A 23,182-nucleotide genomic window follows, 5' to 3' on the forward strand; every position below is an offset into this window, starting at 1 on the left:
GACATGAAAGAAATCGTCTGCAAGCTCCTCGTCATCGGTGCCGGACCCGGCGGCTATATCTGCGCCATCCGCGCCGGTCAGCTCGGCGTCGATACGGTGATCGTCGAATCCACAAAGGCTGGCGGCACCTGCCTGAATATCGGCTGCATCCCCTCCAAGGCGCTGATCCACGCGGCCGAGGAGTTCGAAAAGGTCAGCCACATGACCACACCCAACGCGCTCGGCATCACTGTCGAGGCGCCAAAGCTCGATCTCGCGCAGACCATACGCTGGAAAGATGGCATCGTCGGCCGGCTGAACAACGGCGTACTCGGTCTTTTGCGCAAGTCCAAGGTCAAGATCGTGCATGGCCAGGCGACGTTCCGCGACGGCAAGACCGTCGAGGTCGAGACCGAGACCGGAACTCAGGTCATCCGTGCAGAAGCAGTTGTCATCGCGACTGGCTCCGAACCGGTCGAGTTGCCGCTGCTGCCCTTTGGCGGAGCGGTCCTCTCGTCCACCGAGGCGCTGTCGTTGACAAGTGTGCCCAATAGTCTCGCTGTTGTCGGCGGCGGCTATATCGGCCTGGAACTCGGCACTGCCTTCGCCAAGCTGGGCGCGCAGGTCACGGTGGTCGAGGCGATGGCGCAAATCCTGCCACAATATGACGCCGAGCTCGTCAAGCCGGTTGCCAAACGCTTGGCTGAGCTCGGCGTGCGCGTTCTGATTGGAGCGAAGGCGAAAGCCTATTCGGGAGAGGCGCTGCTGATCGAGACCGCTGCCGGCGAGGAAGAGCGGATCGCCGCTGACAAGGTTCTCGTCACAGTCGGGCGCAAGCCACGCACGGAAGGTTGGGGTCTCGAGGAACTCGATCTCGATCGCGCGGGCCGTTTCATTCGCATCGATGAGCGCTGCCGCACTTCCATGCGTGGTGTCTATGCCATCGGCGATGTCACGGGCGAGCCGATGCTTGCCCATCGCGCCATGGCGCAGGGGGAGATGGTTGCGGAGATCGTCGCCGGCCGAAAGCGTGTCTGGGATAAACGTGCCATTCCCGCCGTATGCTTCACCGATCCCGAGATCGTCACGGCGGGGCTTTCACCCGATGAAGCGCGCGCCCAGGGCTATGAAATCCGCGTCGGTCTCTTTCCCTTCGCCGCCAACGGTCGTGCGATGACGACCCAGTCGGAAGACGGTTTTGTGCGGGCTGTAGCGCGCGCGGACACCAATCTGGTGCTTGGCCTGCAGGCGGTTGGTGCCGGCGTCTCGGAGTTGTCAAGCGCGTTCTCGCTGGCACTCGAGATGGGCGCGCGGCTGGAAGACATCGCCGGGACGATCCACGCCCACCCGACCCGCAGCGAAAGCCTGCAGGAAGCCGCGTTGAAGGCGCTTGGCCATGCCCTGCACATCTGAACCGGTCTCAGCTGCCAATAATCATTTTTCCGGAGATTTCGGTGACCAAAGGATGGTTTCGGCCGTCTTTTCGTAGGCCATGCCCTCCGGATAGCTGATGAGCTCCAATTGCAAGCCCCAGGGTGATTGGAAATAGAGAATGCTCTGTCCGGCATTCGGTCCCTCGCTGATGGGGAGCGGTCCGAGGCGGGTCGGGATGCCTTGTGTATCCAGGTAGGCCTTGGCCGCCTGAATGTCTTCGACATAAAGCCCGACATGGAAGGCGCCGATGTCGCTGTTCCTTTGTTCAAGGCGGCGCTGGTCCGGTGCCTCATATTCGAAGAGCTCCAGGCTGGAGCCGTAGCCGACGCGGATAAGCGCCGCGCGCCTGATGCGGGCGCGTGGATGAGTGCCCAGCGCCTGGCGCATGAAATCGCCGTCTTCGTCACCGATCGGGCCGAATGTATAGGCATGCCTGCAACCAAGGATTCGGACGAAGAATTCGAGTGCCTCGTCAAGATCAGGAACGGTAATGCCCGTATGGTCTTGACCCAGGAGGCCTGGCAATCCCAGGCTTGCGGCATTTGTCATGCAAGTCTCCCCTTCAACAGTTCCAGGACGAACCGTCGCCTGTGTGGTTCCGCGGCCCCGTCGCGCGGGCGCCGCCATTTTCTACCGAAAGCCTTGCTTCGCAAGTCATACGATCGATGCTGGTTGCGTCGAGCCTACCCTATGTCAGAATTCCGGCGAGCAGGGTTGGCTTCAAAACCTCGGGACACTCTGTCGCAGGCAGCGAAGCATTGCCGATCGCAGCAATGGCCGGCATACGATGAGAGTAGGGATGTGCTTAGGGGGGCGAAAGCGGTGGCAGTCGATTTCAATTCGGAACTTCATGCGCGGCCATCGATCTATTTTTCGGGTCCGGCGCTGGTCGAGCATATCGCCCTGTCGGGCACATCACCCTCGATCTCCGACCTCAGCCACCGCGTTGTCGTTGCCGAGGACGCAATCGAAGGCCCTCGAACACAGGTCGAGTTTCATACCGAGTTCGTGACCGTCACCCGGGTGACACCTCTTGAGGCCGATCCGTCGGCCTGGCCCGCGGGTTCCCTGTCGATCGATGAGGCGGCGCGGCTCGCTGGCTTGATCGACTGGGCGTTCATTTGCCGATTGGAAATTCTCATTTGCGGATCGGCGCCCAGCGAACTTGGCCCTCTCCTTTCGTCGCTTCAATTCGGCGATACGGCAGCGTCCACCATTGGCGGCGGAGCCGCGCTCGTTTGCTCGGATTTTCGCGTCGGAGACAATGGTACCAGCCGCACGATCCTTTTCAATCACGACCTCAACGCCTATCGGCTCGGCCGCATGGTGCGCAGGGTCTATGAAATCGAGACCTACCGCGTCATGGCGCTTTTGGGCTTTCCGGAGGCGCGGCGGCTTGGCCCGGTTCTTGGCGGCTACGACCGGAAGCTTGTCGAATTGACCAATCGCCACGTATCGACCTCCGCTGAAGACCATAAGCGGCTGCTCGATGAGATCTCTCAGCTTTCCGCGGAGGTGATCTCCGCGGCGGCACAGACGCGCAATCGCTTCGGCGCAACGGCAGCCTACGCCAAGATCGTCGAGGAACGCATCGCCGAGCTGCGCGAGACCCACGTTCCAGGTTTTCAGCGTTTCGGGGTTTTCGTGGCGCGCCGCTTCAAACCGGCGGTCAGGAGCTGTGAAGCGACCGCATTGCGCTTGGAGCAATTGTCGCATGCGACCATGCATCTGATCGACCTGCTTCAGACCCGCATCCAGGTGGAGATCGAGGTCCAGAACGCCGTTCAGATTCAGGCCATGGCCGAACGCGCCGAAACCCGGGTCAAAATTCAGCGGGCGGTCGAGGGTCTCTCGATCATCGCCATCAGCTACTACCTTCTGAGCCTGATCAAGGTCGCGATCGAGACGGCGGATCATGCCGGCCTTCACATCAATCCGATCTACATGCTGATCTCCATTCCCGTGGTGATCGGAGCGGTTGCCCTCGCGATCCTGAGGGTCAGGCACGCGCTGAAACCCTGAAGTCTTTTTGAACGTAGCGCACGGCAACTGCTGCCAGCACCAGCACGAATCCGAACTCCCACGCGCTTGGCGAGCCGCCAAGCGCGTGTCATGCCGACATGCCCTCAATTGGCTGTCGGTCTTGGAAGAAGCACTTATAATTGTAATGAAACAATATACAGATTGACATGATCCATTGTCTCTTTCACGCTGATGTCATGAACATTCAGCCCGAGAAAGAGATGAAATTCGTGATGACGCCGGTTGCATCATTGGCAAGGCATCGGTGCGCGCCATGACAATGATGGTGACGCTGGAGGATATAGAAGCGGCGCGGCGGCGCATTGCCCCAAAGGTGCTGCGCACGCCGTTGCGGCTCTCGCAAGCTCTGTCTCAGCGGGCGGGTATTCCAGTTCATCTCAAGCTGGAAAACCATCAGCATACGGGCAGTTTCAAACTTCGCGGCGCCACGAACGCGCTTCTATGTTTGGACGAGAAGGAACGTTCGCGCGGGCTGGTGACGGCATCGACCGGCAATCACGGCAGGGCGGTTGCCCACGCCGCCAAGGCGATGGGCGCCCGTGCGACCATCTGCCTGTCCGCGCTTGTTCCGACCAACAAGGTCGAAGCTATCCGAAATCTTGGCGCGGACATCCGTATCGTCGGACACTCGCAGGATGATGCGATGTCGGAGGTCGAGCGCCTCGTCCGTGAAGAGGGCATGTATTTCATTCCCCCGTTTGATGATGCCGATGTCATTGCAGGCCAAGGCACGCTCGGACTCGAGGTCGCCGATGACTTGCCTGAGACCGCGCTTGTCCTTGTACCAGTCTCGGGCGGAGGGCTGGCCTCGGGCGTTGCCGCCGCGATCAAGAGCCGTCTGCCGGCCGCCAAGGTGGTCGGCGTTTCGATGGAGCGCGGCGCGGCGATGGCGACAAGCCTTGCGGCGGGTCGTCCAACGGATGTGCAGGAGGTAGAGACCCTGGCGGATTCACTGGGCGGCGGCATTGGGCTCGATAACCGCCTGACCTTCCGAATGTGCCGGACGCTTCTCGATGATGTCATCCTGCTCAGCGAGGAGGAGATCGCCGCCGGCATTCGCCATGCGGCCTTGATCGAGGGATTGACGGTCGAAGGGGCGGGCGCGGTCGGGATAGCGGCCCTGCTTGCCGGCAAGATCAAATCCAATGGTCCAACGGTTGTCGTCGTTTCCGGAGGCAATATCGATCCGGCGACCCATCGGGCTATCGTGAGCGGGCTCGATGAGGGAGTGGCGCCATGACACGCGTGCTGATCCTGACGGAAACAGACCTTCGCAAGGTCGTTCAGCTTGATAGCGATGCTGTCGATTGCGTCGAGCAGGCATTCGCGGCGCTGGCGACGAAGGCCGTGGAAATGCCACCGATCATGCGGCTCGACATCCCCGCCCATCGCGGCGAGGTCGACGTGAAGACGGCCTATGTTCCCGATCTCGCCAGTTTCGCGATCAAGGTCAGCCCCGGCTTCTTCGACAATCCATCACTTGGACTGCCAAGCACCAACGGGCTGATGATGCTCCTGTCGGCACGCACCGGCCTGGTCGAGGCGCTCCTGCTCGATAATGGCTATCTGACGGATGTGCGCACGGCCGCCGCAGGGGCCGTTGCCGCGCGACACCTGTCGCGCCCAGATAGCCGGATCGCAGCGATTTTTGGCGCCGGCATGCAAGCCCGTCTGCAATTGCGCGCGCTTGCGCTCGTCCGACCAATCGAGGCTGCACGGATTTGGGCGCGCGATCTAGCAAAGGCCGACAAACTCGCGACCGACCTGACGGCCGAACTCGGCTTTCCCGTCGTGGCGGAAGCGGATGCCAAACAAGCCTGCCGTGACGCCGATATTGTCGTCACCACCACGCCGTCGGATACGCCGATCCTCGATGCCACCTGGCTGCAGCCGGGCCAGCATGTCACCGCCATGGGTTCCGACGCCGAACACAAGAACGAGATCGATCCGCGCCTGATTTTGAAAGCCACGCCTTACGTCGCCGATAGCCTGAAACAGACGCGGCGCCTGGGCGAGCTTCATCATGCGATCGTAGCAGGACTTGTGAGCGAAAGCGCCGATTTCCCCGAACTCGGCGCCATTATCGCCGGCAAAGCGGCGGGCCGCCGGTCGCCCGAGGCGATCACCCTTTGCGATCTGACCGGGACCGGCGTCCAGGATACCGCCATTGCCACGCTTGCCCATCGACGCGCCGTCTCGGCCGGCGCAGGCCAAGCGATCGAAACGACGAAAGCATCAGGAGACTAAGCGTGAGCGAACCAACCCTCAATTTCACCCGCGCCGAATATGCCGAGCGGCTCGAAAAGACGCGCCGCGCGATGGAAAAAGCCGGTGTCGATCTCGTCATAGTCACGGATCCCTCCAACATGCACTGGCTCACCGGCTATGACGGCTGGTCCTTCTACGTGCATCAATGCGTGCTGGTGCCAGGCTCCGGCGAGCCGATCTGGTATGGCCGTGGCCAGGATGCCAATGGCGCCAAGCGCACCGCCTATCTGGCCCACGACAACATCATCGGCTATCCCGATCACTACGTGCAGTCCAATGAGCGCCATCCGATGGATCTGCTCTCGAAGATCATCGAGGAACGCGGCTGGGCCAACGCCTCGATCGCCGTCGAGATGGACAATTACTGGTTCACCGCCGCTGCCTATGCCTCGCTCGTCAAGCACTTGCCGAATGCCCGTTTCAAGGATGCCCAGGGGCTCGTGAACTGGCAGCGCGCCGTCAAGAGCAAGACCGAGCTCGACTATATGCGCAAGGCAGGTCGCATCGTCGAGGCCATGCACCAGCGGATCGTCGAAAAGGTCGAGCCGGGCATTCGCAAATCCGATCTGGTCGCCGAAATCTATGATGCCGGCATTCGCGGCGTTGACGGCTTCGGCGGCGATTACGCTGCCATCGTTCCCTTGCTGCCGTCGGGCGCCGATGCCTCCGCCCCGCATCTGACCTGGGACGACAAGCCGATGAAGAGCGGCGACGGCACCTTCTTCGAGATCGCCGGCTGCTATCGCCGCTATCATTGCCCGCTGTCGCGCACCGTCTTCCTCGGCAAGCCGACGCAGGCCTTTCTCGACGCGGAGAAGGCGACGCTTGAGGGCATGGAGGCCGGCCTTGCCGCCGCCAAGCCAGGTAACGTCTGCGAGGATATCGCCAACGCTTTCTTCGCGGTCCTGAAGAAATACGGGATCGTCAAGGACAACCGCACCGGCTATCCGATCGGCCTTTCCTATCCGCCGGATTGGGGCGAGCGGACCATGAGCCTGCGCCCCGGCGATCGCACCGAGCTCAAACCAGGCATGACGTTCCATTTCATGACCGGTCTCTGGCTGGAAGACATGGGCATGGAAATCACCGAAAGCATCGTCATCACCGAGAGTGGCGTCGAGTGCCTCTCCAACGTTCCCCGACGACTTGTCGTGAAGTGATCGCCTGAGATGAACAACATGAGCATATCCAAACGGCCATCGCCGATCACGCCGACAGTCGATTTCGATCGCGACGGCATCCAGCACGGGCATCTGCGCCTTCCCTGGTCGCGCGACGATTCCGCCTGGGGTTCGATCATGATCCCCATCTGCGTCATCAGGAACGGCGAGGGGCCGACGGCGCTTTTAACTGGCGCCAATCATGGCGATGAATATGAGGGCCCCGTTGCCCTCTTCGATCTCGCCCGCACGCTGAAGCCGGAGGAGATCAAGGGGAGGATCATCATCGTTCCGGCGATGAATTACCCTGCCTTCCGCGCAGCAACGCGCACCTCGCCGATCGACAAAGGCAACCTCAATCGGAGTTTTCCGGGCCGGCCTGATGGCAGCGTGACCGAGAAGATCGCGGACTATTTTACCCGCTACCTGCTGCCGCTTGCCGACATCGTGCTCGACTTTCATTCTGGCGGGCGCACCCTCGATTTCCTGCCCTATGCCGCAGCGCATGCTTTGCCGGATACGAGCCAGGAGAAGGCCTGCTTCGATGGAGTTGCCGCGTTCTCCGCACCCTATTCCATGCGAATGATCGAGATCGATGCTGTCGGCATGTACGACACAACGGCCGAGGAGATGGGCAAGGTCTTTGTGACCACGGAGCTTTCGGGCGGTGGAACCATATCGGCGCGCACGGCTTCCATTGCCAAGCGCGGCGTATTGAATGTGCTGAAGCACGCCGGAATCGTTGCAGGCGCCCCGGAGATCGAAGCGACGCAATGGCTCGACATGCCGTCGTCGGACTGCTTCATCTTTTCCGATGGCGACGGCCTATTCGAACCGCTCAAGGACCTGGGTGAGAAGGTTTCGCGAGGAGAAATCATCGCCCGTATCCATCCGATTGGACGCACCGGATCGGAGCCCTCGGACTATAGGGCCGCGCTGGACGGTGTTCTCGCCGCACGTCATTTCCCCGGCCTCATCAAGACCGGGGATTGCCTGGCCGTCGTCGCGACCTTGACGGGAGGCCCCTGAATTGCCGCGCCGCGACAGCGCGGCGCGGATCACCAACCCGCGACGGCAAAGAACCGGAAAACCGGACGGCCGATAGCGGAATCCAACCACAGAGGAGTGAACCATGAGATCGAATTTTTACCGCAGCCTCATTGCCACGGGCCTGACCCTTGGCTTCGCCGTTTCAGCCCATGCCGCCAGCCTCGAGCAGATCAAGAAGGATGGCTACATCCGCGGCGCCAGCGCCAACGAGGTTCCCTATAGCTATATGGACGAGAGCGGTGCCGCCAAGGGCATTGGTCCCGATGTTGCCGCCGCCGTGCTGAAGTCGATGGGTGTCAAGGAAGTCGACTGGACCGTGACGCCATTCGGGTCGCTGATCCCCGGCCTGAAGGCCAAGCGCTTCGACTTCGTTGCCGCCGAGCAGAACATCCTGCCGGAGCGCTGCAAGCAGGTGCAATTCACCACGCCGAATTCGAGCTACGGCGAGGGGTTATTGGTGCCGAAGGGCAATCCGAAGAAGCTGCATTCCTATGAGGATATCAAGAAGGATCCGTCGCTCAAGGTCGCGATCGTATCGGGTGCCGATCAGCTCGATTTCTTCCATGGTCTCGGCATTCCGGAGTCCCAGATCGTCATGATCCAGGCGAATGCGGATGCGCTGTCCACGATCCAGACCGGCCGCGCCGACGCCTATGCGGCAACCGAACTGACCGTCGCCAAGCTCGTTCAGGGCAGCACGAATGTCGAGCACGCAGAGCCGTTCACGGATCCGGTCATCAACGGGAAATCCGTCAGAAGCTATGGCGGCTTTGATTTCCGGCCCGAGGACAAGGATCTCTACAAGGCCTTCAATACCGCTCTCGAGGCTTTCAAGAAGACCGACGACTACAAGAAAATCCTGATGTCCTATGGTCTCAGCGCCGAAAGCGTCGAGGCCGCGCGCACGAAGAGCACCGAAGACCTGTGCGCGGGCAAATGAGCCTATCGATAATCGAGAGCGACTCGGCGGCCATCCGCGGAAGATTGCCGGGTCGTTCGGCCCCTCCCATTCTGGAACGGAGGTGACCCGGACATGAGCTGGACCCACTATCTGCCGGCATTGCTGAAGGGCGCGGAGGTGACGGCGCTCATCGCCGTCGCCTCGATGTTCCTGGGCGCGATCCTCGCCTTTGCGGCCGGCCTTGCGCGCTTTGCCGGAGGGCGGCTGCTCTCCGCAATCGCGATCGTCTATATCGAGATCTTTCGCGGTACCTCGCTTCTGGTGCAGCTTTTCTGGCTCTATTACGCGCTGCCGCTGATCGGGATCTCCTTCGATCCCATCACCACGGGCATCGCCGGTCTGGCGCTCAACATCGGCGCCTATGGCGCGGAGGTGGTGCGCGGCGCGTTGCAGGCGGTTCCCGACACGCAACATGAGGCGGCGCGCGCCTTGAATTTCGGGCACGGCCAGACACTCTTCCATATCGTCCTACCGCAGGCCGTGGTCGAAATGATGCCGGCCTTCGGTAATCTCGCCGTCCAGAATCTGAAGGACACCGCATTGGTGTCGCTGATCTCAATCAGCGATCTCACCTTCCAGGCGCAGCAATTGCGCAACATCACGCTCGACAGCGTAACGATCTATTCGCTGACGCTCATCGGATATTTCATCATGGCGCTCATTCTGGTTGCCTTCATGCGCTGGCTGGAGACGATTCTTCGCCGTGGCGTCGCCTTCCCGGGGAGGGCCCCGGCATGATGTATGGCTTCACCTGGGATACGTCGACGACGCTGTCTTTCGCATTGTCGATCCTGCCGATCCTTGGCATCGGCCTGATCGTCACGCTGGAGGCGGCGGCCGCCGGCTTTGCGATCGCGCTTGTTCTCGGCCTTGTCTTCGCCTTGCTGCGGCGCAGCCGCTTCGCGGTGATCTCCTGGCCGACGGCTTTCGTCATCGAGTTCCTGCGCGATACGCCGCTGCTCGTCCAACTCTTCTTCCTCTATTACGTCCTGCCGATCTACGGCATCGTCCTGCCGGCCTTCCTGACCGGTGCGTTGGCGCTCGGTCTGCAGTATTCGGCCTATACGTCGGAGGTCTATCGCGGCGGCCTGGATGCCGTGTCGCTCGGACAATGGGAAGCTGCGACGGCGCTCAATCTCAGCCGCGGCCGCACCTATTGGGATATCATAATCCCACAGGCCATTCCCCGCATCATTCCGGCCATGGGCAACTATCTCGTGTCCATGTTGAAGGAGACACCGGTCCTGTCCGTCGTCACGGTGGTTGATATGCTCAACCTCGCCAATCTTATCGGGGATCGGACGTTCGAGTATCTGGTGCCGCTTTCGCTCGTCGGCCTGATCTTTCTCATCCTCACGCTCGTCTGCTCGGCGGCCATTCATTGGCTCGAAAAGGCGTTGCCGAAAAACGGAATTGCTCTCAAATGACGCAACCACTGATCCGCTTTCAAGATGTGACCAAGCGCTACGGCCACCTGACCGTTCTCGACAATTTCTGCTTCGACGTCACGCCCGGCGAAAAGGTGACATTGATCGGTCCTTCCGGTTCTGGAAAATCGACGGTCCTGCGCATCCTGATGACGCTCGAACCTTTCCAGGAGGGTACCCTGCATCTGGCCGGTATGTCCTATCATCAGGATAACGGCCGTGGTCGTTTCCTCGCCAGCGAGGCGCATCTGCGCCAGATCCGTACCCATGTCGGCATGGTGTTCCAGAGCTTCAACCTGTTTCCGCACATGACCGTGCTGCGCAACGTCGTCGAAGCGCCGACACGCGTGCTCGGGCTTGGCCGGGCGGAGGCCGAGTGCCGCGCGGTCGAGCTTTTGCGCATGGTCGGGCTTTCGGAGAAGAAGGATCATTATCCGAGCCAGCTTTCCGGCGGCCAGCAGCAGCGCGTCGCGATCGCCCGTGCGCTCGCCATGCGTCCAAGGGTGTTGTTGTTCGACGAGCCGACATCGGCGCTCGATCCGCAGCTCGTCGGCGAGGTGCTCGGCGTCATCCGCGATCTAGCCCATGAACATGATCTGACCATGCTGCTCGTCACCCATGAGATGCGCTTTGCCCGCGAAGTCTCCGATCGCGTCTGCTTTTTCGACAGGGGCCGCATCTGCGAGCAAGGTAAGCCGGAAGATATCTTCAGCGCGCCGAAGGAAGACCGCACCAAGGAGTTTCTGCGCTCCGTTCTTTGATCGGATGCAGCGCTGAACTTGACGCCTTCCGTTGCGATTAAACGATCGATCCCACATCGAAGACAGGCGGCAGCTGTTCGAACGTGCCGCGAACGGTTTCGAGCGCCGAGCGAAGGGCGGAATGGGAGAGTCGGCCACCGAGACAGATGCGGATGCCGCCGACCGGCCGCTCTCCACCGGCGACGAACGGATCGGATGGCGTGACCGCCACGCCTTTGCGGGCAAGCGCCCGCGCGAGACCTTCCTCGGTCCAACGTTCCGGAACAGAAAGCCAGGCGCAAAGCGACAGCGGATGGCTGCCGGCGACGAATGGCGCCAGCACATCAGAGACGATCGCCTGCCGGGCCTCCGCCTCGCTTCGCTGGACGGCAAGCAGGGCTTGCGCCGTCCCATCCAGTACCCAGCGCGACGCCATTTCGGCGACGACGTTAGTGGCGCTCCATCCGGTGACGCGCAGGATCGAAGCGGCGCGGATCGAATAATGTGCCGGCACGACGAGATAGCCGATGCGCAATCCCGTCATGACGGATTTCGTGAAGCTGGTCACGAAGAAGCCGAGCTCGGGTATGAGGTCCGCCATCGAGGGAAGGGGATCGCGCAGCATCGGCTTGTAAACCTCATCCTCGATGACGAAGACACCATGCCGGCGGGCGATATCCGCGATTGCGCGCCGACGCTCGGCCCCCATGACATGGCTGGTGGGATTGCCAAGCGAGGAAACGATGACAAGCGCCGTTACGTCGCCGATGGCACAGGCCGCCTCGAAGGCCTCGGGCAGGATACCCTCGCGATCGGTCGGAAGACCACGCAGCGTAAAGCCGAGAACATTGGCAAGGCCGATGATGCCGTGATCGGTCAGGCTCTCGGTCAGGACCACTTCGTCGGGACGAACGACCGAAGCGACGGCAAGGAAAAGCCCGTGCGCCGCGCCATTCGTGATCAGGATCCGGTCTGGATCGGTCTTCACCGACAAGCCGGCGAGCCAGACCTGCGCCGCGGCGCGATGGGCATCGAGGCCGGCGATCGGCCGGCAGGGCCGCATGAAGCTGCTATTGTCGCTTTCGGCAAGCGCCTGCATCAGTTCACGGGCCGATCGCTCATGCGCCTCGGTATAGACAGCTCGGATGATGGAGAGATCGGCGCTGCCGCTCGGATCGCGATCGAGCATGAAGCTGTCGGCGCGTTCGGTGACGCGGCTGCGCACGAAGGTGCCGCGCCCCACCTCGCCGCGCAGGTAGCCGCGGCGCTCCGCCTCCTTGTAGCTCAAACTCACGGTTTGGACAGAAATTCCCAGTGCATGGGCAAGATCGCGATGCGTTGGCATCTGCGCGTGGACGGGCAGAATGCCGTCATCGATGTCGGAGATGATCTTGTCGGTGAGCAGCTTGTGCTTGGTCACGCCCTTGCGATGCTGAAGGACGGGCTTCCAGGCGCCATTGTCCTGGCTTTTTGAATCATGACGATACATGGATTGATCCGGTACAATTACAGGAGTCCATGTACACCATTCGGCACCGGATGGCGACGACCGAATGCAATGGCGCGGCCTTTTGTCAACAACAGGCCGCGCCATTGGCGTAGGATGTGCAGGGTCGCCTCGTCAGGAGCGGATCAGCGGTTCGAAAATACGCTTTCGATGGCGCCGGCCGCCGCCTTGACGACGATATCGGCTTCCTCGCGCGTCAGGCATAGCGGCGGCGCAAAGCCGAGGATGTCTCCTTGCGGCATGGCGCGGCCGATGACACCGCGCTCGAGCAATGCCGACGCCACCTGCGGTCCGATCTTCTGCGCGGGATCGAAGAACTTTCGATCATCCTTGTCCTCGACGAATTCGATGGCCGCCATCAGCCCGTCGCCACGAACCTCGCCGACATGCCTGTGGCCGCCGACGGCCTTGGCGAGTTCGGAGCGGAAATAGGCGCCGGTAGAGCCTGCATTTTCGACGATGCCGAGTTCGTCGACCAGCTCGAGATTGGCGATACCAGCAGCCGCGCAGATCGGATGCGCCGAATAGGTCCAGCCATGACCGATGGCGCCGAGCTGGTCGGATCCCTGCACGAGAACCTGCCACATCTTGTCGGAGACGATGCTGCCCGAAAGCGGCGCATAGGCGGAAGTCAGGCCCTTGGCGATGGTGATCAGATCCGGCTTCATACCGTAATGATCGGAGCCGAACATCGTGCCGAGACGGCCGAAGCCGGTGACGACCTCGTCGGCGACGAGCAGCACGTCATATTTGTCGAGGACGGCCTGGATCTTCTGCCAGTAGGTCTTCGGTGGCGGAACGATGCCGCCGGTGCCGAGGATCGGCTCGCCGATAAAGGCCGCGACCGTCTCCGGACCTTCAGCGAGGACCATCTCCTCCAGTCTGTCCGCGCAATGCTGCGCGAATTGTTCCTCGTTCATCGCGCGGTCGGCGCGGCGGAAGAAATAGGGCGCCTCGGTGTGGAGGATCGGCGCACGTGGCAGGTCGAAGGCCTTGTGGAAGAGTTCGAGACCGGTGAGGCTGCCCGTCATGACGCCTGAGCCATGATAGCCGCGCCAGCGCGAAATGATCTTCTTCTTTTCCGGTCGGCCGAGAATATTGTTGTAGTACCAGATGAGCTTGATGTTGGTCTCGTTGGCATCGGACCCGGAAAGCCCGAAATAGACGCGGCTCATGCCTTCCGGGGCGCGGTCGATGATCATCTTCGAAAGCGTGATGGAAGCTTCCGTGCCGTGGCCGACATAGGCGTGGTAATAGGCAAGGTTCCTTGCCTGCTCGGCGATTGCATTGGCGATTTTCTCCCTTCCATAGCCGACATTGACGCAATAAAGGCCGGCAAAGGCATCGAGGCTCTTCTTGCCGGCGGTATCCGTGATGTAGACGCCTTCGGCGCCGGCGATGACGCGCGTCGGAGTTTCGCCGCGCGCATGCATTCCCATGTGGGTCGAGGGATGGAAGAAATGGTCCCTGTCCCAGGCATTCAATTCGTTGCGCTTGTCCAACATATTCTCGTTCCTTCTTTTTTATTCGCGGCGTCAGGCTGTCGTGTCGACGCAGAGATATTTGAGCTCGGTGAAAGCCTCGATGCCGTGGCGGGAGCCTTCGCGGCCGAGACCGGATTGCTTCCAGCCGCCGAAGGGAATTGGGCCGCCCGTGATCTTCACGCGGTTGATGGCCACCATGCCGTATTCAAGCGATCGGCCAAGCCGCATCTGCCGCGCACCGTTGGCCGTGACAACGTAGGCGACGAGGCCATATTCCGTGTTGTTAGCCCGGGCCACCACCTCGTCCTCGCTGTCGAAGACGCTGACGGCTGCGATCGGTCCGAAGGTTTCTTCGTGCATGATCAACGCGTCCGGCGCAGGCTCGACGAGCAGGGTCGGCTGGAAGAAGAGGGAGCCGGCCGCATGGCGCTTGCCGCCGGTAACGAGCCTTGCGCCATGCTGCAAGGCGTCCCTGACCTGCTCCTCGACCTTGGCAACCGCACGTTCATGCATGAGCGGCCCGATGTCGGAGGTGCCATCCAATCCGTTCCCGACCTTAAGAGCTTCGATGCGCTTGGCGAACGCCGTAACGAAAGCGTCCATGATCGGGCGCTGGACGAAGATACGGTTGGCGGCGAGGCAGTCCTGACCGGAGGTCGCGAATTTGGCACTGATAGCGATATCGACGGCGCGGCCGAGATCCGCATCGTCGAAGACGATCAAGGGCGCATGGCCGCCAAGCTCCATCACAAGACGCTTCATTGTCCCCGCACACTGGCCGGCGATCATCTTGCCGATGCCGGTCGAGCCGGTGAAGCTCAATGCCCTGACCCGGAGGTCGTCGCAGAAGGCGCCGACGATGGTTGCGGCATCACCGGTCACGACATTGAACACACCGGCCGGAAGCCCGGCACGTTCGCCGAGTTCGGCAAGGGCCAGCGCCGATAGCGGAGTTTCGGACGACGGATGAGCGACGACGGTGCAGCCGGCCGCAAGCGCTGCAGCGGCCTTACGCGTGATCATGGCGGAAGGAAAGTTCCAGGGGGTGACGATGCCGACGACGCCAAGCGCTTCCCGGCGCACGATCATTTCGGCATTTGGCAGATGGCTGGTCACGCTCTCAGCATTGATGCGCTTTGACTCCTCGGCATACCATTCGATGAAGCCTGCGGCGTAATCGATCTCGCCACGAGATTCGGCGAGCGGCTTGCCTTGTTCCAGCGTCATGATGAGCGCCAGATCCTCGCGCGCCTCCAGCATGAGTTCATACCACTTGCGCAGAATCGCTGATCGCTGCTGTGGCAGCAGTGAACGCCAGGCTGCAAAGGCACGCGCGGCAGTATCGATGGCGCCGACGGTCTCCTGCCTGTCGAGACTGGCAACCCAGGCAAGCGTCGCGGACGATGCAGGGTCCGTGACCTCGAAGCTTTGATTGGCTTTGCCGGCGACCCACCGACCGGCAATATAGGAAAGATCTCGCAGCAGATGGCGGTCGTTCAGCCTTGAAAGGGCTTCATGATAGGTGGCGCGAGCGTGGAGCGCGGTCATGGTCGGGTCTCTCGTTCCAGATACCCGATGCTGCCATGGAACGCCGCGAGAGATTGTCCATTGCTGGTGGTTGGAAGAGAGAAAGGACCTAAAGTGAATGGTGTCTGTAGAGAATCTCTCTATTCGCCGCCAGGCGCATCCGGGGAAAGCAGGTCGGCGACGGGAAGCACCGTTTCTTCCTTTACGGTCTTGGTCACGATGTATGTAAAATAGCGTTCGATCCCGAGGTCGCGATTTAGGAGGTCGTCGATCAGACGCTGATAGGCATCGATATCTGCCGCCATGATCTTCAGGATGTAATCGACGCCACCGCCGACGGCCCAGCAGGCCACGATCTCCGGCGTCGCCGCGACCGTTCGTTCGAAGCGCTCGAAATCCGCCTGGCGATGATTGGCGAGCGTGACCTCGACCATGACGCTGGCGATCGGAGCAAGACGCCGCAGTGCCAGATGTGCATGGTAACCAGTGATAATTCCAGCCTTTTCCAGCTTTCGAAGGCGGAGCCAGCATGGCGTCGGCGACAATCCCACCTTATCGGCCAGCGCGAGCTTGGTGATGCGGCCATCGCGCTGAATGGCGTCCAGTATCCGCAGATCGATTGCATCAAGTTTCATGTGAAAGCTGCTTGTTGTCGTCACTTATCGTTTCCAGACCAATGGCACTCGAAACCAGAGCTGACAAGCTTGCTTCGTGGAATTGGGCTGATCGCGCGGCGTTGTCTGATCCTGAATGAGGCTCTTTATCTGCCGGATGGGCGCTGATTATGTTATGCGGCTATCGGAAAACAGGTTGACGAGCGATGCTCTTCACATCCCGTCAGCGGGGTATCATGGAAAAAAATATAATAGATATTTCTAATTTGCGCTGCGATGCCAAATCTTCTCGCGCCTTATTCTATGATGTTCGGGATCGAGCGTTCAATGCGAACATCCAGACGGATGACGCGCGTGCTGAGAATTTGAGATTCGCGCACGGTTTCGAAAACGGGCAGGAAAACCGGACGAATGATCGTGAACCAGGAAGCGACCTCGTCGATGTTGGCACTGACGCTTGTGGTCTTGCCGCTTTCATCCTTGCCGACGATCAAAAGATTGCCGGCCAGCGGCGAGGGGTGATCTTTCAAATCCGCTATGCTGGAAAGTCCGTCGATAAGGCCGTTATTATCGGCATAGAGAAGATGGGAGTCCGCGATGCGGACGATATCGATCCCACTGGAGCCGACCAACTTGCGGATGTGCTCGATCCGGTTGCCGGCGGGAAGCATCACCGTCCGGATCGTTCCGTCGACCGTGCTTAAAAGATATGACTTGGCTTCTGGCATGGGAATTTCTTCCGTTTGCCGTTCGACGAAGTGCGGTTCTTGCGCACGAACGAGGCGAAGCTGCGGTCGTGCTCTCCTATGGGATTCATATGGGCTATAATCATTCGCCATTCCCATGCCACCTCGAGAATTAGCAGCAGAAGATATTGGCCCTATAGGCGCGAGCTTGTGCAACTTTTGCAAGCATCAAAATTCGTTCGGTGTGTTGCCTTTTCTTCAACGGCGACGTGTCCCCGAGGCCTCTAATCCGAATATATTGAGCCACATTTGCTTTAGCGGCCCCCGAATACTTCCGCGATGCATGAATAACGTTACGCGCCAGCGCTCCGGCCTGCCGCTCACGAAAATGACATGAGCGTTGACATCTCAAGCTGGAGTAAAAAAGGCGATGCCTGCCACCTTTGATTGATAATGGGTCGACGGAGGCGAGATAGCGCCGTGATGGATAGCGCCGCCGAGCAAGGATCATCCTGTCCAGACAAGGGAGCGACTATTCCAATGAATGCGCGGATGCCTTTCCGGCTCGAACTGCGATCTCATCGAGATATTCCTCGAAATATCTGCGGGCAATGATGGATGTCATCGAGAGGCTGCGTCTGGGGTCAACGATCAAGGAAAGGATCATTGGCGGCAAGCCGCTGTCGGCTAAGCGAGAATAGTGCAATCCGTCCTCATGCGGGAGGGGCATGCCGGAAGCGATCGCGGTCACCCCGAAACCGCAGCCCTCGCGGACCATGGACCGCATGAGCGACAAGCTGTTGGTCGTCAAGACAGGCTGAAAGCGGATGTCGATGCGCGCCGCCGCAATATCAACGACATCACGTAGATGACTGCTGGTGTCGGGAACGATCGTCGGCTTCTTGAAGAATTCGCCGATGGAGATGCTGTCCTGCTGCTCTACGCCTGCGGGCAGCATGGCGATGAGATGAAAATCGGCGGAGCGCGTAACAATGACCCCCGGCAGGGGCAGGGGGCTGAAGGTCAGTCCGAAATCTGCGTCCCCGTCCCTGACCAGCTGTCGCACGCGATCGGAATCCTCCACTGCGATCGCATTGCGGATACGAGGGTGGTCCTTCGTGAATCGCGCTATCACTGCCGGCAGGAAATCGGGCACGGTTTCCTGGGAAGCCGCGATTTTCACCTCGCCGCGGCGTAGTCCCTTCAGTTCCTCGATCTCGGATTTGATGCGGGAAAGGTCCTTATTCCATTCCCTGTAGCCACGAGCAGTTCGCCCGCCGATGTCAGCCGCATGCCGCGCGGCAGGCGCTCGAACAGGGCAACACCGAATTCCTCCTCTGCGCTGATGAGCTGCTTGTTGATCGCCGAAGCCGACACATTCAGTCTTTCCGCGGCTTTTCTGATCGAGCCATGGTTGGCTATCTCGTCGAGGTAATGCGCGAAGCGAGAAAACAGGAGTCGGCTCATTCGGAAGTATACCTCGTTGAAGAAAAGGAAACACACCGGACGAATTTTGTTGGTTGTAAAAATTGTGTGATCTAGTGTCTATTAAGACAATAATTTGAATGCAATCAATGTGCCAAGAAGGCCGCAGCATGTATCTGGAGACCCCGCAAACCCATCAGGTGCAGGTTGCAGGCGAGAATTTCAACTTGCCGATCGTCCAGCTGAGCGATCGGCGAGCAATCGCATTGCTGATGGTCATCGACATGGGTATCCGGTTCGGAGATCTCGTCGGCGAGGCCCTGGCCCGTCATTTTGCGCCGTTGCGGCCCGACATCGTCGTGGGCAGCGCGACCTTGGGCGTCCCGGTCGCCATCGAGGTCTCGCGGCGCCTTGGCATCGATCGATATGTAATCTTGCAGAAATCACCCAAATTTCACCTTGCCGACGCCTTGGTCGAGGATGTTCGTTCCATCACGACCGCAATGCCACAGCGTCTTCTGCTGGATCGCCGTTCGATAAGGCTGCTTCAGGGCAGACGCGTTCTGGTTGTCGACGATGTCATCGCCACCGGTTCCAGCATGGCGGCGGCGATCAGGCTCGTGCGTCGTGCCGGCGCAAACATAATTGGTGCGGGCGCCATTCTGACCGAAGGTCATTCCTGGCGGACGCTACTCGGAGAGGACGCCAAGCTGGTGACCAGTCTGGGCCACATTCCGCAGTTTGATGTTATCGAGGGAGTGGCGACGCCGGATGGCGCGACCGAAAAGGATGCTTGGACGGAAGATCGCGCTTCGGTCAGCAAGCCGATCGCGCGGATCCGGCGGAAACGTTCCATGGCCGAGAAAGACGTCGTGCGAATATAGGCAGGGTGCCGACTATCTTTGTCGCTCGCGTTGGTCGCGACGCGCGTGATTGGATTGGCCTGCCGATACTGCGTGTGCTAGATCAAGTTCCATATGCAATCATGGGTGGTTTTCGTGATTTGAATTTCCTATACGTCGTTTGAATGTTGGAGAGAACTTCCGTGCGCGGGCATTGCATTCCTACTGCAATTCCAAACCGCGCGTTACGCTGGCCTTTTCTCCATTGTCCCTGTGAGTTTTAGGGGGCTGAAGCAGTAGTCTATGGGGGATCCCGAGGGTCTGTAGGGTGTGGTGTCCCGGTCTCCGTTCGTGATTGGATGAAGTCCGGGATCTGAGTAATCGGATGCGTCAATAAGAGAGCGCGAAACTGCGCCTGAATGATCGCGGAGGACCATCCAATGGGTTTTCCGAGAATTTCTGGAAATTGCTTTTTAAAGGGACCAAGATCATGCAACCAGCGACCGTTTCACAAACCGACGGCAATACACTCTTTCCTATCGTACTCTCGATCGTGGCGGCTGCCGCGACTGGCGTGCTTTGGGCTTATGCCAATCCAATCCAGCTCGTGCCTGGCGTCATTCAATGGCGCATTTTCGCCTTTCTGCCATCGGTGATCGGCATTCTGCTCGGCTGGCGCAGCGGCTTCATTTGCGGCTATCTCGGCACCATCGTCTGGTCGCTGCTGGCCGGCACCTTCATACCTGCGCATTCGCTTCTTGTTGACGGCATCATGGTCGGCCTGACCGGCCTCGTGCCAGGGCTGCTTTTCGATCCTGCCAAGACGACCTTCGATCGCAGTGGGCTGATCAAGATTGCCGTGGTCTGCCTTATCGTCGGGCTCGTTATGGTGGCAGCGGTGTCTGCGAGCCTTGCCTATCTCGGCATTTTCCCGTTCTGGTGGGGTTTTGGCTATCTCGGCCTGTCCGACATCGTCCCGATGGTTGTCGGCACGCCGCTTCTGATCATCCCGGCCATGAAAATCCTGAAGAGTGCGCATCCATCCGGTTTCAAGCGCTTCTGAACCCGATCTGGATCAACAAGTGCTCAATATCGCTAATCTGACGATCGGTTTCGGCGGCGCTGCGCCGGTGCTTGCCGAAACCAATCTCATGCTTGACGAGGGGCAGCGGCTTCTCGTCTGTGGTGAAGCGGGCAGCGGCAAGTCGACATTGCTCGGCGTTGCCGCCGGCCTGATTCCGCGCCTTATTCCAGTTGCCGAATTCTCCGGGCAGGTGGAGCTTGCTGGCCGCCCGCTGCTTTCCTTCACAAAGAAGGAACTGTTCGGCACGATTGGCTTCGTGTCGCAAAATAGCGAAGACCAGCTTTGGGATATCTGCGTCGAGGACGTCATCGCCTTTCCCCTGGAAAACAAGGGCATCGAGCGCAACGAGATTCGGGACCGGCTGACCGAACTGATGGCCGAATTCGAGCTACAGGCCCTGAGCGGCGGTCGGGTTCTCACCCTTTCCGGGGGTGAGCGGCGAATGGTCACCATCGCCGCGGCGATCGTCTCGAGCCCATCGATTCTGGTGCTGGACGAACCGACGACCGGGCTTGATCCCGCCGCGCGCGTGCGGCTGTCCAATATCCTGCTGAAAGTGCTGGACAGCACCCCGACACTGCTGATCTCGGAACAGGACCCTTTGACACTCCGATCCGTAATAGACAGCATTGCCCTGATGCGTCGCGGCGGCGTCTCTCCGAGCATGCCGCCGGAGACGGTGCTTAAGCACGACGCCGCCTGGATCGACGCGGGCATTTTGCCACCGATGCGCGCCCGGCCGGCGCGGCAGACCGCTGAGCCGGGTCGCCCGCTGTTGACCGTTTCGGGTCTGACGAGCCAGCTTTCCCGATCGCGCGGCAACCCGGTATTGAAGGACGTCAGTTTCGATATCCGGGCTGGGGACGTGCTGGCGCTCATCGGCCGCAATGGTGCCGGCAAGACGACGCTGTTCAAATCGATCCTCGGGCTGGTGAAAACCACCTCGGGTTCCATTCTTCTCGACGGGACAAAGGCTGACGACTGGTCTGTTGCGGCGAGGGCGCGCAAGATCGCATACATTCCCCAGAACATGCGCCATATCCTGTTCAACATGACCGTAATCGGCGAGGTGATCTTTGCCATTACGGCGTCGAGGACATCGTCGAGCGACCCGGCCGTCGTTGCGCGCGCCAAGGCAGCGCTGGAGCGATACGCACTCTCCGACCTGGCGGAAGCCAATCCGTTTGCTCTTTCGGCCCGCCAGCAAGCATTGCTGGGGCTTGCTTGCGCCGATGCGACCGGCGCGCTTGTTGCCATCATCGACGAGCCGCTTTTGAGCAGAGACATCAAAGGCCGGCAAATGCTGGAACGTTTCATCTCGTCGATGCAGTCTTCGGGGCGGGCGGTCATGCTGATCTCGCACGATCTGGAATTGGTCGACGATCTGGCTACCCGCCTGATGATCCTCGACAATGGCAGGATCGCGTTCATGGGGGCGCCCGAAGACGGCTGGGAAAGCGGCACCTTCGGTTCTCTCGGATGGCAAGCACCCTACGATATGACAGCGTGGAGCATGGCATGACGCGGCTTCATGAGCTCAATTTCTTCATCAAGCTGGGAATCGCCTTCATCATCATGATGGCCGCCTGGTTTGCCCCGGGCTGGCGGTTCGGAGTACCCCTTGCGCTTATCTGCCTGGCCCTTCTATGGAGCTTGAGGGTTCCCGGGCTCCGCGGCTACCTCAAGGGCGCCGCGCTGCTGACCGGCATGGTCATGGTGAGCTGGATGATAAATCTCTGGCTGCAGGGTCTTTCGACGCCGGAAGCCTTGTCGGTCGCGGCGGCGATGGCCGCCAGGCTGGTGACCACGACTGCCGCCTTCTATTTCGTCATGGAGACAAGCTCGCCGGGCGAAATATTGGCGGCGGCAAGCGCTGCGAGGCTGCCGTCCATCGCCACGCTCGTCCTATCACTGACCTTCGGCGTCATTCCGATGCTGCGCGATGATTTCGAGCGCATTGCGGACGCCCAGCGTTCTCGCGGCATGGAGATCGACAATGTCAGCCTGCCGACAAAATTGCGTTTTGCGCTGGCACGCGGCATTCCGCTGCTCGTCCAAGCGATCCGCATGGCGCACGCCATCTCGTTTTCCCTCACCCTTTACGGGTATGATCTGAAACACAAGCGAACAACCTGGCGAGAAGTCGGCCTGATGGTCGAGCAGCGCCTCAGTATGAAGGATAAGGCCCATGACCCCTGAGACCGCGGACCCTAGAACCGGGCAGAACTGGAAGGTCGATGTTGCTGGCTATGCCGTCGAGTTGCCGATCGTGGCTATCAAACCGGATTTTGCCATTTCCCTCATGATGGTCATCGATCTCGGCGTGAAATTCGGTGAGCACGTCGGCATCAAGCTTGCCGCCAAGTTCGCGTCGCTCAAGCCCGACATCGTGGTCGGTACGGCGACACTCGGCATTCCCGTCGCCATTGAAGTGACGCGGGCGCTCGGCCTCGACAACTATGTGGTCCTGCAGAAGTCGCCGAAGATCCATTTGGCAAATGCGCTGGAACAACGCATCTCCTCGATCACTTCCAAGGGCGAGCAGCGCCTGCTGCTGGACCGCGCGGCGATCCCCCTTCTCAAGGGCAAGCGCGTGCTTGTCGTCGACGACGTGGTCGCCTCGGGGTCAAGCCTCAAGGGTTCGCTGGAATTGGTGCGCAAGGCGGGAGCCGAAGTTGTCGGCATTGGCGTTATCCTGACCGAGGCCCGAGACTGGCAGGAGACGCTGGGATCCGATTGCGACCTCATTCAGGGCCTCGCTCATATTCCTCAATTCTCCAGGACCGGCAATTCTGCCTGGGAGCCAATTCCCGGCACCTGAGGCCACGGCTGCAATAAACGTATTTCGTCGCCGCCGCTGTTTCGACACATGTTCGATGCGCTGCGTCTGGGCGTGCCATCTGAACGCCCGGACTTCGGTCATATGGTCCTCAGACGTTCCGAAGTTCCGG

General features: G+C 60.4%; 22 protein-coding genes. 15 read left to right on the forward strand and 7 right to left on the reverse strand.

The features are described 5' to 3' along the window. The first annotated feature begins 3 nt into the window (after window positions 1–3). Window positions 4–1,392, forward strand: a complete 1,389-nt coding sequence (lpdA, locus tag FBZ99_RS19780) for a dihydrolipoyl dehydrogenase (protein ID WP_145634437.1) — start codon at window positions 4–6, stop codon at window positions 1,390–1,392. Window positions 1,393–1,413: 21 nt separating this feature from the next. On the opposite strand, the gene FBZ99_RS19785 is transcribed toward lpdA, so the two are convergent. Beyond that, window positions 1,414–1,962: a VOC family protein gene (locus tag FBZ99_RS19785; protein WP_145634439.1), complete on the reverse strand. Its 549-nt coding sequence runs from the start codon at window positions 1,960–1,962 to the stop codon at window positions 1,414–1,416. Between the two features lie 273 nt (window positions 1,963–2,235). Here FBZ99_RS19785 and FBZ99_RS19790 point away from each other — a divergent pair, with 273 nt between their 5' ends. From FBZ99_RS19790 to ehuA, 9 genes are all read left to right on the forward strand, one after another. Next, window positions 2,236–3,435, forward strand: coding sequence for a DUF3422 domain-containing protein (locus FBZ99_RS19790; RefSeq protein ID WP_246661146.1), 1,200 nt, complete (start codon window positions 2,236–2,238; stop codon window positions 3,433–3,435). Window positions 3,436–3,718: 283 nt separating this feature from the next. Then, a complete protein-coding gene (gene eutB / locus FBZ99_RS19795) occupies window positions 3,719–4,696 on the forward strand; it encodes a hydroxyectoine utilization dehydratase EutB (protein WP_145634685.1) in 978 nt (325 codons plus the stop codon). Beyond that, a complete protein-coding gene (gene eutC / locus FBZ99_RS19800; RefSeq protein WP_145634443.1) occupies window positions 4,693–5,703 on the forward strand; it encodes an ectoine utilization protein EutC in 1,011 nt (336 codons plus the stop codon). Before eutB ends, eutC begins: the two co-directional genes overlap by 4 nt. Before the next feature lie 2 nt (window positions 5,704–5,705). Beyond that, entirely contained in the window at window positions 5,706–6,884 is a 1,179-nt protein-coding gene (doeA, locus tag FBZ99_RS19805) for an ectoine hydrolase DoeA (RefSeq protein ID WP_113420767.1), read from the forward strand. Between the two features lie 9 nt (window positions 6,885–6,893). Then, window positions 6,894–7,913, forward strand: a complete 1,020-nt coding sequence (gene doeB, locus FBZ99_RS19810) for a N(2)-acetyl-L-2,4-diaminobutanoate deacetylase DoeB (RefSeq protein WP_145634445.1) — start codon at window positions 6,894–6,896, stop codon at window positions 7,911–7,913. A 103-nt stretch (window positions 7,914–8,016) separates the two neighbouring features. Then, entirely contained in the window at window positions 8,017–8,874 is an 858-nt protein-coding gene (gene ehuB / locus FBZ99_RS19815; protein ID WP_145634448.1) for an ectoine/hydroxyectoine ABC transporter substrate-binding protein EhuB, read from the forward strand. Window positions 8,875–8,967: 93 nt separating this feature from the next. After that, window positions 8,968–9,633: an ectoine/hydroxyectoine ABC transporter permease subunit EhuC gene (ehuC, locus tag FBZ99_RS19820; RefSeq protein ID WP_113353235.1), complete on the forward strand. Its 666-nt coding sequence runs from the start codon at window positions 8,968–8,970 to the stop codon at window positions 9,631–9,633. Further along, on the forward strand, window positions 9,630–10,322 hold the full coding sequence (ehuD, locus tag FBZ99_RS19825; protein ID WP_113353234.1) for an ectoine/hydroxyectoine ABC transporter permease subunit EhuD: 693 nt from the start codon (window positions 9,630–9,632) through the stop codon (window positions 10,320–10,322). The genes ehuC and ehuD overlap by 4 nt, the downstream gene beginning before the upstream one ends. After that, window positions 10,319–11,083 carry an ectoine/hydroxyectoine ABC transporter ATP-binding protein EhuA gene (gene ehuA / locus FBZ99_RS19830; protein ID WP_113353233.1) on the forward strand — a complete coding sequence of 255 codons (765 nt, stop codon included), beginning with the start codon at window positions 10,319–10,321 and terminating at the stop codon, window positions 11,081–11,083. The genes ehuD and ehuA overlap by 4 nt, the downstream gene beginning before the upstream one ends. Before the next feature lie 37 nt (window positions 11,084–11,120). Here ehuA and ehuR read toward each other — a convergent pair whose 3' ends face one another. From ehuR to FBZ99_RS33895, 6 genes are all read right to left on the reverse strand, one after another. Further along, the gene (ehuR, locus tag FBZ99_RS19835; RefSeq protein ID WP_145634450.1) at window positions 11,121–12,551 is read right to left on the reverse strand and encodes a MocR-like ectoine utilization transcription factor EhuR; all 1,431 of its coding nucleotides are present in this window, start codon (window positions 12,549–12,551) and stop codon (window positions 11,121–11,123) included. A gap of 143 nt (window positions 12,552–12,694) precedes the next feature. Continuing rightward, a complete protein-coding gene (locus FBZ99_RS19840; RefSeq protein ID WP_113353231.1) occupies window positions 12,695–14,074 on the reverse strand; it encodes an aspartate aminotransferase family protein in 1,380 nt (459 codons plus the stop codon). Between the two features lie 30 nt (window positions 14,075–14,104). Then, entirely contained in the window at window positions 14,105–15,601 is a 1,497-nt protein-coding gene (locus tag FBZ99_RS19845; RefSeq protein ID WP_145634452.1) for an NAD-dependent succinate-semialdehyde dehydrogenase, read from the reverse strand. Between the two features lie 119 nt (window positions 15,602–15,720). Next, complete coding sequence (locus tag FBZ99_RS19850; RefSeq protein ID WP_113353229.1) at window positions 15,721–16,215, reverse strand: Lrp/AsnC family transcriptional regulator; 495 nt, start codon at window positions 16,213–16,215, stop codon at window positions 15,721–15,723. Window positions 16,216–16,490: 275 nt separating this feature from the next. Further along, on the reverse strand, window positions 16,491–17,105 hold the full coding sequence (locus FBZ99_RS19855) for a DUF3846 domain-containing protein (protein ID WP_233789999.1): 615 nt from the start codon (window positions 17,103–17,105) through the stop codon (window positions 16,491–16,493). 307 nt (window positions 17,106–17,412) lie between these two features. Beyond that, window positions 17,413–18,477: a substrate-binding domain-containing protein gene (locus FBZ99_RS33895; RefSeq protein WP_442966495.1), complete on the reverse strand. Its 1,065-nt coding sequence runs from the start codon at window positions 18,475–18,477 to the stop codon at window positions 17,413–17,415. On the opposite strand from FBZ99_RS33895, the gene FBZ99_RS19865 reads away from it, so the two are divergent. From FBZ99_RS19865 to FBZ99_RS19885, 5 genes are all read left to right on the forward strand, one after another. Continuing rightward, window positions 18,476–19,189: a phosphoribosyltransferase family protein gene (locus FBZ99_RS19865; protein ID WP_113353559.1), complete on the forward strand. Its 714-nt coding sequence runs from the start codon at window positions 18,476–18,478 to the stop codon at window positions 19,187–19,189. The two genes, FBZ99_RS33895 and FBZ99_RS19865, sit on opposite strands and share 2 nt — an antisense overlap. Before the next feature lie 448 nt (window positions 19,190–19,637). Then, the gene (locus tag FBZ99_RS19870; protein WP_113353226.1) at window positions 19,638–20,210 is read left to right on the forward strand and encodes an aminotriazole resistance protein; all 573 of its coding nucleotides are present in this window, start codon (window positions 19,638–19,640) and stop codon (window positions 20,208–20,210) included. Between the two features lie 19 nt (window positions 20,211–20,229). Then, window positions 20,230–21,753 (forward strand): ABC transporter ATP-binding protein, encoded by a 1,524-nt coding sequence (locus FBZ99_RS19875; protein WP_145634454.1) that lies wholly within the window; start codon window positions 20,230–20,232, stop codon window positions 21,751–21,753. Then, window positions 21,750–22,430, forward strand: coding sequence for an energy-coupling factor transporter transmembrane component T family protein (locus tag FBZ99_RS19880; RefSeq protein ID WP_113388742.1), 681 nt, complete (start codon window positions 21,750–21,752; stop codon window positions 22,428–22,430). The genes FBZ99_RS19875 and FBZ99_RS19880 overlap by 4 nt, the downstream gene beginning before the upstream one ends. Further along, the gene (locus FBZ99_RS19885) at window positions 22,420–23,052 is read left to right on the forward strand and encodes a phosphoribosyltransferase family protein (RefSeq protein WP_113331104.1); all 633 of its coding nucleotides are present in this window, start codon (window positions 22,420–22,422) and stop codon (window positions 23,050–23,052) included. Before FBZ99_RS19880 ends, FBZ99_RS19885 begins: the two co-directional genes overlap by 11 nt. The last annotated feature ends 130 nt before the right edge of the window (window positions 23,053–23,182 follow it).

Source organism: Rhizobium sp. ERR 1071 (assembly GCF_007828675.1).
Classification (GTDB): Bacteria; Pseudomonadota; Alphaproteobacteria; order Rhizobiales; family Rhizobiaceae; genus Rhizobium; species Rhizobium dioscoreae.

Bases quoted from the DNA above. Each gene is read 5' to 3' on its own strand.
- lpdA (WP_145634437.1), top strand. From the start codon at position 4: ATGAAAGAAATCGTCTGCAAGCTCCTCGTCATCGGTGCCGGACCCGGC.
- FBZ99_RS19840 (WP_113353231.1), bottom strand. From the start codon at position 14,074: ATGTTGGACAAGCGCAACGAATTGAATGCCTGGGACAGGGACCATTTC.
- ehuA (WP_113353233.1), top strand. From the start codon at position 10,319: ATGACGCAACCACTGATCCGCTTTCAAGATGTGACCAAGCGCTACGGC.
- doeB (WP_145634445.1), top strand. From the start codon at position 6,894: ATGAACAACATGAGCATATCCAAACGGCCATCGCCGATCACGCCGACA.
- FBZ99_RS19865 (WP_113353559.1), top strand. From the start codon at position 18,476: ATGTATCTGGAGACCCCGCAAACCCATCAGGTGCAGGTTGCAGGCGAG.
- FBZ99_RS19785 (WP_145634439.1), bottom strand. From the start codon at position 1,962: ATGACAAATGCCGCAAGCCTGGGATTGCCAGGCCTCCTGGGTCAAGAC.
- eutC (WP_145634443.1), top strand. From the start codon at position 4,693: ATGACACGCGTGCTGATCCTGACGGAAACAGACCTTCGCAAGGTCGTT.
- ehuB (WP_145634448.1), top strand. From the start codon at position 8,017: ATGAGATCGAATTTTTACCGCAGCCTCATTGCCACGGGCCTGACCCTT.
- FBZ99_RS19880 (WP_113388742.1), top strand. From the start codon at position 21,750: ATGACGCGGCTTCATGAGCTCAATTTCTTCATCAAGCTGGGAATCGCC.
- FBZ99_RS19870 (WP_113353226.1), top strand. From the start codon at position 19,638: ATGCAACCAGCGACCGTTTCACAAACCGACGGCAATACACTCTTTCCT.
- eutB (WP_145634685.1), top strand. From the start codon at position 3,719: ATGGTGACGCTGGAGGATATAGAAGCGGCGCGGCGGCGCATTGCCCCA.
- FBZ99_RS19850 (WP_113353229.1), bottom strand. From the start codon at position 16,215: ATGAAACTTGATGCAATCGATCTGCGGATACTGGACGCCATTCAGCGC.
- FBZ99_RS33895 (WP_442966495.1), bottom strand. From the start codon at position 18,477: ATGCTGCGGCCTTCTTGGCACATTGATTGCATTCAAATTATTGTCTTA.
- ehuC (WP_113353235.1), top strand. From the start codon at position 8,968: ATGAGCTGGACCCACTATCTGCCGGCATTGCTGAAGGGCGCGGAGGTG.
- ehuD (WP_113353234.1), top strand. From the start codon at position 9,630: ATGATGTATGGCTTCACCTGGGATACGTCGACGACGCTGTCTTTCGCA.
- FBZ99_RS19885 (WP_113331104.1), top strand. From the start codon at position 22,420: ATGACCCCTGAGACCGCGGACCCTAGAACCGGGCAGAACTGGAAGGTC.
- ehuR (WP_145634450.1), bottom strand. From the start codon at position 12,551: ATGTATCGTCATGATTCAAAAAGCCAGGACAATGGCGCCTGGAAGCCC.
- FBZ99_RS19845 (WP_145634452.1), bottom strand. From the start codon at position 15,601: ATGACCGCGCTCCACGCTCGCGCCACCTATCATGAAGCCCTTTCAAGG.